The organism is Actinoallomurus sp. CA-142502, from assembly GCF_050936355.1.
Lineage (GTDB): Bacteria > Actinomycetota > Actinomycetes > Streptosporangiales > Streptosporangiaceae > Actinoallomurus > Actinoallomurus iriomotensis.
This window is the reverse complement of record NZ_JBNJMY010000001.1, coordinates 8,045,613-8,056,776: the sequence shown is the minus strand read 5'-3', so window position 1 is coordinate 8,056,776 and position 11,164 is coordinate 8,045,613. Positions and strand designations below refer to the sequence as shown.

The 11,164-nt window shown below is 71.8% G+C and carries 9 protein-coding genes and 1 pseudogene; 9 read left to right on the top strand and 1 reads right to left on the bottom strand.

The window, feature by feature from the left end:
* The first annotated feature begins 1 nt into the window (after position 1).
* From ACQEV1_RS37605 to ACQEV1_RS37590, 4 genes are read left to right on the top strand one after another with little or no spacing between them, the layout of a single operon-like run.
* Complete coding sequence (locus ACQEV1_RS37605) at positions 2 to 1,018, top strand: ABC transporter permease (RefSeq protein WP_433400797.1); 1,017 nt, start codon at positions 2 to 4, stop codon at positions 1,016 to 1,018.
* Positions 1,015 to 2,061, top strand: a complete 1,047-nt coding sequence (locus ACQEV1_RS37600) for a phosphotriesterase family protein (RefSeq protein WP_433400794.1) — start codon at positions 1,015 to 1,017, stop codon at positions 2,059 to 2,061. The genes ACQEV1_RS37605 and ACQEV1_RS37600 overlap by 4 nt, the downstream gene beginning before the upstream one ends.
* A 35-nt stretch (positions 2,062 to 2,096) precedes the next feature.
* Positions 2,097 to 2,843, top strand: a complete 747-nt coding sequence (locus ACQEV1_RS37595; protein ID WP_433400792.1) for a glutamine amidotransferase — start codon at positions 2,097 to 2,099, stop codon at positions 2,841 to 2,843.
* The gene (locus ACQEV1_RS37590; RefSeq protein ID WP_433400789.1) at positions 2,840 to 3,499 is read left to right on the top strand and encodes a TenA family protein; all 660 of its coding nucleotides are present in this window, start codon (positions 2,840 to 2,842) and stop codon (positions 3,497 to 3,499) included. The genes ACQEV1_RS37595 and ACQEV1_RS37590 overlap by 4 nt, the downstream gene beginning before the upstream one ends.
* A 122-nt stretch (positions 3,500 to 3,621) precedes the next feature.
* Here the strand turns inward: ACQEV1_RS37590 and ACQEV1_RS37585 are convergent.
* Positions 3,622 to 4,029 (bottom strand): annotated as a pseudogene (locus ACQEV1_RS37585) (alpha/beta hydrolase fold domain-containing protein); the annotation flags it as partial.
* Between the two features lie 174 nt (positions 4,030 to 4,203).
* Between ACQEV1_RS37585 and ACQEV1_RS37580 the strand changes: the two are divergent.
* The 5 genes from ACQEV1_RS37580 to ACQEV1_RS37560 all read left to right on the top strand — a co-directional run bounded on the left by ACQEV1_RS37580 (position 4,204) and on the right by ACQEV1_RS37560 (position 11,107).
* Positions 4,204 to 4,719: an EF-hand domain-containing protein gene (locus ACQEV1_RS37580; RefSeq protein WP_285636481.1), complete on the top strand. Its 516-nt coding sequence runs from the start codon at positions 4,204 to 4,206 to the stop codon at positions 4,717 to 4,719.
* Between the two features lie 104 nt (positions 4,720 to 4,823).
* On the top strand, positions 4,824 to 5,705 hold the full coding sequence (locus ACQEV1_RS37575; protein ID WP_285636484.1) for a class I SAM-dependent methyltransferase: 882 nt from the start codon (positions 4,824 to 4,826) through the stop codon (positions 5,703 to 5,705).
* A 260-nt stretch (positions 5,706 to 5,965) separates the two neighbouring features.
* On the top strand, positions 5,966 to 6,976 hold the full coding sequence (locus ACQEV1_RS37570; RefSeq protein WP_285581938.1) for a LacI family DNA-binding transcriptional regulator: 1,011 nt from the start codon (positions 5,966 to 5,968) through the stop codon (positions 6,974 to 6,976).
* 40 nt (positions 6,977 to 7,016) lie between these two features.
* The gene (locus ACQEV1_RS37565) at positions 7,017 to 9,938 is read left to right on the top strand and encodes a glycoside hydrolase family 48 protein (RefSeq protein WP_433400784.1); all 2,922 of its coding nucleotides are present in this window, start codon (positions 7,017 to 7,019) and stop codon (positions 9,936 to 9,938) included.
* 71 nt (positions 9,939 to 10,009) lie between these two features.
* Positions 10,010 to 11,107 (top strand): GH12 family glycosyl hydrolase domain-containing protein, encoded by a 1,098-nt coding sequence (locus ACQEV1_RS37560; RefSeq protein ID WP_433400781.1) that lies wholly within the window; start codon positions 10,010 to 10,012, stop codon positions 11,105 to 11,107.
* Positions 11,108 to 11,164 lie beyond the last annotated feature (57 nt).

Below are 11,164 nucleotides of genomic sequence, written 5' to 3'. Positions count from 1 at the left end.
CATGACTGTTGAGACGGCAACGGCGCCCACGGTGCTCGCGGAGACGCCGAGCTGGTGGGAACGTGCCAACAAGGCGACCCTGGCCATGCTCGGCGTCACCGTCGTGCTGTTCCTCGTCTTCGGGATCGCCGCCCCCAACTTCCTGACCTTCGGCAACATCTCCAACCTGGGCACCCAGGTGGCGATCACCCTGATCGTCGCCGTCGCCATGACCTTCGTGATCACCACCGGCCAGATCGACCTGTCGGTGGGTTCCACGGTCGCGTTCGTGGCCACCGGCACCGCCGAGATGCTGCGCGCCGGGTGGGACTCCTCCATCGTGATCATCGCGGCGCTGGTGGCCGGGCTCCTCTGGGGCGCGATCAACGGCTGGCTGTCGGCGCACCAGAAGATCCCGCCGTTCATCGTCACCCTCGCCACCATGTCGGTGATCCGGGGCATCGCGCAGATGTGGACACAGGGCTTCTCCGTGCCGATCGACCGGCGGCTGTTCGTCGCCAAGATCGGTGACGCCAAGTTCCTCGGCTTCTCCGCACTGGCCTGGATCGCGCTGGTCGCGGTCGTGCTCGGCGCCGTGCTGCTGTCCAAGATGCGTTTCGGCAACTACGTCAACGGCATCGGCTCCCAGGAGGAGTCGGTCCGCCGCGCCGGGGTGAACACCGACCGGATCAAGATGATCACGCTGATGCTGACCGGCCTGGCCGCCGGGGTGGCCGGCCTGCTCACCGCGGCCCGGCTGGGCTCCGGCTCGGCCAACTCCGGGCAGGGCTTCGAGCTCACCGTGATCGCCGCGGTCGTGCTCGGCGGCACCGACCTGTTCGGCGGCCGGGGCACGATGGTCGGCACCATCATCGGCGCGGTCATCACCGGTGTGATCGCCAACGGCCTGACGCTGCTCGGCGTCAGCCCGTTCCTCACCCCGATCGTGACCGGCCTGGTGCTGCTCATCGCGATCTGGATCAACCTGCGGGGCCGTTCGCTCGCCGACCTGTTCTCCCACCTCACGCGCAGATCATGACCGAGGCCACGGTGACCACGGTGACCGGGCCGGCGCCCAGCACGGAACTCGGTCTCACCCTCACCCACGAGCACCTGCGCAACGACGTACGGAAGGCGGTCACCGAGCCGGACGACCCGCGGCTGGGCTTCCTCCGCGAGGCGCGCACCGCACCGGACCTGGCGTGGGTGCTGCGCGAGCAGCCGTACGCCTGCCTCGACCACTGCGTCCTGGACGACGCCGACGCGATGCTGGCCGACCTGCGTGCGTTCGCCGCGTCCGGCGGCGGCACGGTCGTCGACGTCACGCCGGGCGGGCTCGGCCGCGACCCGCGGGTGCTGCGTTCGCTCGCCGAGCGCAGCGGCCTGCGGATCGTCATGGGCTCCGGCTGGTACCTGGAGCGGTTCCATCCGGCGCACCTGTCGTCGGCCGGGGAACACGCCCTCGCCGCGGAGCTGGTGGCCGAGTTCACCGACGGCGTCGACGGCACCGGGATCCGCCCGGGCGTCATCGGCGAGATCGGGGTGTCGCCGGACTTCACCGAGGACGAGCACACGGGGTTGCGCGCCGCCGCGCGCGCCCAGCGCGAGACGGGCGTCCCGCTCTACGTCCACCTGCCCGGCTGGCAGCGCCGGGCGCACGAGGTCCTCGACATCGTGCTGGGCGAGTACGGGGTGCCGCCCGGCGCCGTGGTGCTCTGCCACATGGATCCCTCCCACGACGACCCCGCCTACCAGGAGGCGGTCGCCGACCGTGGCGTCTGGATCGAGTTCGACATGGTCGGGATGCCGTTCCGGTACCCGGGGGAGGGACAGTCCCCGGGCCCGCACGAGACCGCGCGGGCGGTCGCGCGGCTCATCGGCCGCGGCCACGCCGAACGCCTGCTGCTCAGCCACGACGTGTTCCTCAAGAGCATGCTCACCGCGTACGGCGGCAACGGCTTCCGGTACGTGCCCACGCTCTTCGTGCCCAGGCTGGTCGAGCTCGGCGTCGCCCCCGGCGTCGCCGAGGACCTCCTGCGGACCAACCCCGCCCGGCTGTTCGACCAGGCCGCCGCGGCCTGACCGAGCGCCCGAATGAGAAAGAGAAGGAGTACACAGTGAGCCGCGTCCTGATCGCAGGCGAGAGCTGGGTCACCCAGTCCACCCACTTCAAGGGGGTCGACTCGTTCACCACCAGCTCGTACGTCGTCGGCGTCGAACCGCTGCGCCGGGCGCTGGAGAGCCGCGGGCACGAGGTCGTGCACCTGCCCGCCCACCTGGTGCCGGCCGGGTTCCCCGGTGACGCCGCCGCGCTGGCCGAGTACGACGTGGTCGTGCTCTCCGACATCGGCGCGAACTCCCTGCAGCTCGCCCCCGAGGTGTTCGAGCAGGCGCGGCCGGGCACCGACCGGATCGCCGCGCTGCGCGGCTGGGTCGGCGACGGCGGCGGCCTGCTCATGATCGGCGGCTACCTCTCGTTCACCGGCTTCGAGGCCAAGGCCGCCTACCGCAACACCCTGCTGCACGAGGTGTTGCCGGTCGAGCTCCTGCCCGAGGACGACCGCGTCGAGCTGCCCGCGGGCGCGCAGGCGGACGTCACCGGCCCGGACCATCCCGCGCTCGGCGGCGTCGACGCCGACTGGCCGCTGCTGCTGGGCTACAACCGCGTCCGGCCCCGTCCCGGCGCGGACGTCCTGGCCACGCTGAACGGCGACCCGCTGGTCGCCGTCGGCGGCCACGGCTCGGGACGCTCGGCGGTGTTCACCTCCGACTGCTCCCCGCACTGGGCGCCCACGCCGTTCTGCGAGGAGTGGAACGGCTACGCCAAGGTGTTCGGCGGCCTCGTCGAGTGGCTCGCCGGATGAGCGAGCGGGCCGAGGAGACGGCGCGTCCGGCGAGCCGGTCCGCGTGGCTGCTCGACGCGTGCGCCGCGACCATGGAACGGGCGCTCGGCATGCGGTTCGCCGAGGAGGTCACCGCCGGCACGATCGGGGACGCGGCCTACGCCGACTACCTGGCGATCGAGGAGTCCTTCGTCGAGACGGCCGCCCGCCTGCACGGCCTGGCCGTGTGGGACGCACCGGACCGTACGGCGCTGGAGCGCAACGCGCGGGCGGTCCACGCGCTGACGACCGAACAGGCGGACTACTTCCGCACGGCCCGCGCCGCCTGGCCCGTACCGGCCCGCCCGGACGCGGCCGGCCGGGCGGCCGTGCTGTCGGAGTTCGCGCTGGCCGCCGCGCGTGAGGGCGGTTACCGGGCGGTGATGACCGTGCTGTTCGCCGCGGAGAGCCTGTACTCCACCTGGTGCACCCGCGCGGACGAGCGGGGCGACGTCCCGGCCGGGCCGATCGCCGACTGGGTGTCCCTGCACGCCGGCGCGGAGTTCCGCGCGGGTGTGACCGCACTCGCGGCGCAGGTCGACGCGTTGCCGGCCGACATCCCGGATGAACACCTCATCCGCTGGTTCAGCGGAATGCTCGAAGCCGAGATCGCCTTCCACGACGCCGTGTACCGCTGAGTCGCGGAGCGGCCGGTCAGCGTTCGGTCTCGTCGCCGTCCAGGGCCGCCGCGAGCGCGTTGAACATGGCCTGCTGGAACGCGCGCATGGACGGAACGGTGGCCTGCAGCCGGACCTCCGGGGAAGGGGTGTTCGGGGGCCAGCCGGTAGCGCGTGCTGACCACGACGACGCCCACGTCGCGGGCGATGCGGGCGCACAGCTCGTGGTCCGCCTCGGGCCGGCCGATGATGGTGCCGCCCCCGTGGATCCACAGCAGCGCCGCGCCGGGGCGCCGCCGTTCCGGCGGTTCGTAGACGAAGACGTCCCGGCCGCCGGGGACGTCGTGCCGGGACACGGTGACCCCGGGGACCGGTTCGGTCGGGCGGTCGTACCAGCGGCGTGCGATCGTGACCGCGAGCCGGTTGCCGACGGCCAGCGGCAGCCACAGGCCGGGTGTGCGCAGGTCGGGGGCGACGGGCGCGAGGGTGCGGCGGCGGCGGACGACCGCGGTCGCCGCCGCGGTCAGCAGCCCGAGCCCGCCCACGGTCATGGCGTAGTGCTTCCCGGCCACCGGTCCGCCTCCCTCACCGAGTGTTCGCATCCTCTATACCGCCCCCGGCGCGTCTCGTGCAGGCCGCGTCCGGCCACACCTCTATCGGCGATCACCTGTCGTAGTTAGGGTGTTACCGTCCGCATCGCATACTCCTCGCCGGAGGTTCCCCCGATGGATGCACGTCTGGACCGGATCAAGGCCGCGTTCGACGCTCTCGACACCGACTCCAACGGCTACCTGGAGGCGGACGACTTCGACCGGCTCGGGCACCGGATCATCCAGGCTCTGGACGAGGCGGAGGACTCGCCCAAGGCACTGGCGATGCACGAGGGCTGCCGGCGCTACTGGGAGGGCCTGGTCGGCACCCTCGACCTGAACCACGACGGGAAGGTGTCCTGGGAGGAGTACGCCGGGGTGCACGAGCCCGCCGCGTACGAGGACAGCGTCCGCCCCTACGCCGACGCGCTGACCGCCATCTGCGACCGGGATGACGACGGCTTCGTCCAGCACGCCGATTTCGTACGGGGACTGCGGGCCGTGGGATTCCCCACGGAGAACATCGAGGCTCTCTTCCAGGCGTTCGACCCGAACGGGACCGGCCGGGTCTCCGCCCGCGAGTGGGGGACCGCCATCGAGGAGTACTTCCTCGCCCGTGGCGCCCACGCCGTCGGCGACACGCTGGTCTGACGCGCGTCCCGTAGGCCGAGGGCGGGCCGGTGTCCCACGCGGGCGCCGGCTCGGCGTTGTTCCCGTTCTGCCCGACCGTGGGGCGGGCCCGGAGAGGAGAGCCCATGGCCGGCGACACCGGCGTGGAAGAAGGCGTCGGGCTGACCGCCCTCATGGTCGCCGCGGCGCGGGCGATCGAGACGCACCGCCACGACGCCCTGGCACGCGACGTCTACGCCGAGCACTTCGTGCGCGCGGCCCGGGCGTCCGCGGACTGGCCGGTCCGCCCGCACCAGGTTCCCGACGGCGACGCCGATCCGCTGTGGGGCCGGCTGGGGCGTTACTTCGGCCTGCGGACGAGGGTGCTGGACGACTTCATCCTGCGCCAGGTGAGCGCGGGGGCCCGGCAGGTGGTGCTGCTCGGGGCCGGCCTGGACACGCGTGCGTACCGGCTCGACTGGCCGCCCGGCTGCAGGGTCTTCGAACTCGACCAGGAGGAGGTCCTCGCCTTCAAGGGCCGCGTGCTCGGCGGGCTGCGTGCCGTGCCGAAGACCGAACGCGTCCCGATCGCGGCCGACCTGCGCCTCGCATGGGCCGGGGCGCTGACCGGTGCGGGCTTCGACCCGGCCGCGCCGACCGTGTGGCTCGCCGAGGGAGTGCTGCTCTACCTGCCCCATGCCGCCGAGCGCGCCATGATCGAGGCGGTGGACGCGCTGAGCGTGGCGGGGAGCGCTCTGGCGTACGAGATCAAGCTCGCCCCGGAGTCGGCGGCCGTCCAGGAGAGCCCCATCTACACGGTGGCCAGGCGCACCGGCATCGACCTTCTCGCGATGTTCCCCCTCGAACCACGCCCCGACTCCGCCGGGGACCTGACCGCGCGGGGCTGGCGCACGTCGGTTCACACCGCGTTCGATTTCACCCGCCGCCACGGGCGCGGCCCGGAGGCCCAGCCGGGGCGGCCCGACGCGCTGGCCGCCAACCGGTGGGTGTTCGCCGACCGGCCGTGAGGGTCGCGGCCGGTGCGCCGAACGCGGTCCTCACCTCGTAGCGGCATGCGCTCGTCCGCGTCGCTCGTTTTCACTGCCTTTCACGCGATGGTCATCCGCGAGCGGGCACGTTCGTCCTGCTCGCGCAGGTAGGTGACCTGGCGGGTTACACGCGGTTAACTCGCCCGAAATTTTTCTATTGACAAGGGACCCCTGGGCTTGGATGGTGTGGGAGCGCTCCCACCGCCAGTTGAGCCCCGTGCTTGAAGGGAGTTCCCGCCTTGACCCGGACGGAGACCGCCACACCCGCCGAGGTGGCCGGGACGCCGACGCTCGCCGACGTCGCCGCGCTCGCCGGCGTCTCGCCCGCCACCGTCTCGCGCGTCATCAACGGCAGCGCCCGTGTCAGCCAGCGCGCCCGAAAACAGGTCGAACTCGCCATCGACCGGCTCGGCTACGTCCGCAACCGCGTCGCGTCGCAGGGCCGGTCGATCGCCCTGGTCATCTGCGAGGACGACGGCCGGGTGTTCACCGACGACACCTACGCCCGCCTCGTCGGCGGCGTACGGCGCGCGCTCGGCGACGAGCGTGAACTGGTCGTGATGGTCGTCGGCCGGACCGCCCACTGGTCGACGGTGCCGCGATACCTACGCGGCGGCGGGGCCGACGGCGTCCTGCTGATCAGCGCGCACGACGCGCCCTGCGGATCGCTCCGGCAGGCCGGCGTCCCGGTGCTGCTGTGCGGCCGTCCCCTCGGGCTCACCCCGCTGCCGTACGTCGGCGTGGACGACCGCGGCGGCGCGCGGGCGGCGGTGGACTACCTCGTCCGGTCCGGCCGCCGGACGATCGGGACGATCGCCGGACCGCCCGACCGGGCCACGGGAATCGACCGGCTCGACGGCTACCGGGCGGCGATGGCCGAGATCGGCGTCGCGACACCCGGCCTGATCGCCTACGGGGACCTCCGTCAGGCGTCCGGCGAGCACGCGATGAACAAGCTGCTCGACCGGCGTCCGGACATCGACGCGGTGCTCGCCGCCTCGGACCAGATGGCCGTGGGCGCCCTGCGCGCGCTGCAACGCACCGGCCGCCGCATCCCCCACGACGTCGCGGTGGTCGGGTTCGACGACGCGCCGATCGCCGGCCGCGTACGGCCGAGGCTCACCACCGTCCGCCGGCCCCTCGAAGAACTCGGTGCCCGGCTGGCGCGGGAGCTCCTCGCCCGGATCGCCGGCGCTCCCGGCCGCAACGTCGTCCTCGACACCGAACTGATCATTCGCGATTCCGCGTGACCGGCTCCCGCCGATCGGCTCCCCCGCCAGGAGGAAACCTATGAGAAGACACCCTCGATGGCGATCGTTACTGGTCGCCCTGTCGCTCCTGTCCGGCACGCTCGTCGCCGGGCAGGCCGCCCATGCCGCCGACGTCCAGTGCAAGGTCGACTACACGGCCAACGACTGGGGGTCCGGCTTCACCGCGAACCTCACGCTGACCAACCTCGGCCCGGCGATCAACGGCTGGACGCTGAAGTACTCCTACGCCGGTAACCAGCAGCTCAGCCAGGGCTGGAGCGGCGACTGGTCCCAGTCCGGCAAGGACGTCACCGTCAAGAACCTCAGCTGGAACGGCACGCTCGCCACGAACGCGAGCATCAGCCTCGGCGCCAACTTCACCTACAGCGGCACGAACACCGCGCCGACGTCGTTCTCCCTCAACGGCACGACCTGCACCGGCGCGCACCAGGCGCCCACCGTGGCCCTGACCAGCCCCGCCGCCGGCGCGACGTACTCCGCGGGCGCCACGATCCCGCTGGCCGCCACCGCGACGGCCGCCGACGGCGCGTCGATCAGCAAGGTCGAGTTCTACGACGACACCACGCTGCTCGGCACCGACACCTCGGCGCCGTACGCGTTCGACTGGACGTCCGCGCCGGCCGGCGACCACTCGCTGTACGCCAAGGCGTACGACAGCCAGGGCGCCACGGCCGAGTCGACGCCCGTGGGCGTGCACGTCGTGAGCGGGCCCGCGGTCGTCGCGAGCCCGGCCGCCCTGGCGGTCCAGCAGGGCAAGACCGGGACGTTCGGCGTGAAGCTGTCCGGGCAGCCGTCCGGCAACGTCACGGTCACCGTCACCCGCACCAGCGGGAACACCGGGCTGACCGTCTCCGGCGGCGGCACGCTGACCTTCACCCCGTCGAACTGGTCCACCGCGCAGAACGTCACGGTCAGCGCCGACGCCTCCGGCACCGGCGCGGCGGTGTTCACCGCGAAGGCCACCGGCTACGACGCCGCCACGGTCACGGTCACCGAGACCAAGTCCAACGGGGCGTACGAGGACCGCTTCCTCACCCTCTACAACAAGATCACCGACCCGGCGAACGGCTACTTCAGCAAGGAGGGCATCCCGTACCACTCGGTCGAGACGCTGATGGTCGAGGCGCCGGACCAGGGTCATGAGACCACCTCCGAGGCGTACAGCTACCTGATCTGGATGCAGGCGGTGTACGGCAAGGTCACCGGCGACTGGAGCAAGTTCAACGCCGCGTGGGCGCTGATGGAGAAGTACATGATCCCCTCGCACGCGGACCAGCCGACCAACTCCTTCTACAACGCGAGCAAGCCCGCGACGTACGCCCCCGAGCACGACCTGCCCGACCAGTACCCCGCGCAGCTCGACTCCGGCGTGACCTCCGGCCAGGACCCCATCGCCGCGGAGCTGAAGTCCGCGTACGGCACCGACGACATCTACGGCATGCACTGGCTGGAGGACGTCGACAACGTCTACGGCTACGGCGACACCCCCGGCGGCGGCTGTGAGAACGGGCCGTCGACCAACGCGCCGTCCTTCATCAACACCTACCAGCGCGGAGCCCAGGAGTCGGTGTGGGAGACCATCCCGCAGCCGACCTGCGACAAGTTCGCCTACGGCGGCAAGAACGGCTACCTGGACCTGTTCGTGGGCGACTCCTCGTACGCCAAGCAGTGGAAGTACACCGACGCGCCGGACGCCGACGCGCGCGCCATCCAGGCGGCGTACTGGGCCGACACGTGGGCCAAGGCGCAGGGCAAGAGCGCGGACGTGTCCGCGACCGTGGCCAAGGCCGGGAAGATGGGCGACTACCTGCGCTACTCGTTCTTCGACAAGTACTTCAAGAAGATCGGGAACTGCACGAGCCCGAGCTGCCCGGCCGGCACCGGCAAGGACAGCGAGCACTACCTGCTCTCCTGGTACTACGCCTGGGGCGGCGCGACCGACACCAACGCCGGCTGGGCCTGGCGCATCGGCGACGGCGCGTCCCACTCGGGCTACCAGAACCCGCTCGCGGCGTACGCGCTGGCCAACGACACCGCGATGCAGCCGAAGTCGGCCACCGGCGTGGACGACTGGAAGAAGAGCCTGCAGCGCCAGCTGGAGTTCTACCGGTGGCTGCAGTCCTCCGAGGGCGCGATCGCCGGCGGCGCGACGAACAGCTGGGGCGGCGCGTACGGCACCCCGCCCTCCGGCGACTCCACCTTCTACGGCATGGCCTACGACTGGGAGCCGGTCTACCACGACCCGCCGAGCAACCAGTGGTTCGGCTTCCAGGCGTGGTCGATGGAGCGCGTCGCCGAGTACTACTACGTCACCGGCGACACGACGGCCAAGACGCTGCTGGACAAGTGGGTCGCGTGGGCCACGGCCAACACCACGCTGAACCCGGACGGGACCTTCCAGATCCCCTCCACCCTGCACTGGAGCGGCCAGCCGGACACCTGGAACGCGTCGAGCCCCGGCGCGAACGCCGGCCTGCACGTCACGATCGCCGACTACACGAACGACGTCGGCGTGGCCGCGGCGTACGCCAAGACGCTGTCCTACTACGGCGCCAAGTCCGGTGACGCGACGGCGAAGTCCACGGCCAAGACCCTCCTGGACGACATGTGGACGAACGACCAGGACGGGATCGGCATCTCGGTGCCGGAGACCAGGACCGACTACAACCGCTTCACGCAGGCCTACAGCACGTCCAACCCGAACCATGACGGCGTGTACGTGCCGCAGGGCTGGACCGGGACGATGCCGAACGGCGACCCGATCAACTCCAGCTCGACGTTCCTGTCCATCCGGTCCTGGTACAAGCAGGACCCCGCCTGGTCGAAGGTGCAGAGCTATCTGAACGGCGGGGCCGCCCCGACGTTCAACTACCACCGCTTCTGGGCCCAGTCCGACATCGCCATGGCGATGGCGACGTACGGGCAGCTCTTCGACCAGTGACAAGCCGGTCCCGGGGACGCGAGGGAGCGCTTCCCGCGTCCCCGGGGCCCCCACCTCCGCGAGGTGCCACCATGGAATCCGCCCGAACCCGTGCCGCCCTCACCGTCTTAGGCGCGCTGTTCCTCCTGTTCGCCCTCGTGCCGGTCGCCCGTCCCGCCCGCGCCGCCACGCAGCTCTGCGGCGCGACGCAGACCGTCGCGGTGAACGGCGGAGAGTACATCGCGCAGAACAACGTGTGGGGAGCGAGCACCCCGCAGTGCATCAGCGTCTCCGGCACGTCGTTCACCGTCGACTCCTCCGGCCACGCCAACCCGACCAACGGCGCACCCGCGTCGTACCCGTCCCTCTTCAAGGGCTGCCACTGGGGCCTGTGCACCACCGGCAGCGGCCTGCCGGTCCAGGTCGGCTCGATGCCCGCGGTGACGAGCGACTGGAGCACCGTCCAGCCGGCCTCCGGCACGTACGACGTGGCGTACGACCTCTGGTACGACACCAAGCCGGCCACGACCACCGACCCGGACGGCGCCGAGGTGATGATCTGGCTGAACAGCCGCGGCGGTGTGCAGCCCGCCGGGTCCCGCATCGCGAGCGGCGTGTCCATCGGCGGCGCCACCTGGGACGTCTGGTACTCCCGCATGAACTGGAACTACATCGCGTACGTCCGTACCTCCGGCACCACGTCGGTGAGCGGCCTGGACCTGCGCGCGTTCACCCGTGACGCGGTGACCCGCGGCTACATCCAGAACTCCTGGTACCTCATCGACGCCGAGGCCGGGTTCGAGATCTGGCAGGGCGGGGCCGGGCTGGCCACCGGGTCCTTCGCCGTGACGGTGGGCGGTGGGGGAGAGACGCCGCCGCCCACGTCCGGCGCCGCGTGCGCCGCGAACCTGCGCGTCGACAACGCCTGGTCCGGCGGCTTCACCGCCACGGTGACCGTCACGAACACCGGCGATCGCGCGCTGGCCGGCTGGTCCGCGGACTGGACGCTCCCCGCCGACCAGAACGTGGCGAACGCCTGGAACGCCACCGTCACCCAGAGCGGCCGGTCGGCGCACGCGGTCAACGCCTCCTACAACGGAGCCCTCGCCCCGGGCGCGGCCACGACGTTCGGCTTCCAGGGCACCGGGTCCGCCGCCGGCGCCACCTCGCTCACCTGCACACCCGCCTGAACCCCCGTCCCGGGGGAGCCACCCCCGGGAGCGCGTCCGCCAGAGTCCCGAGGAGGA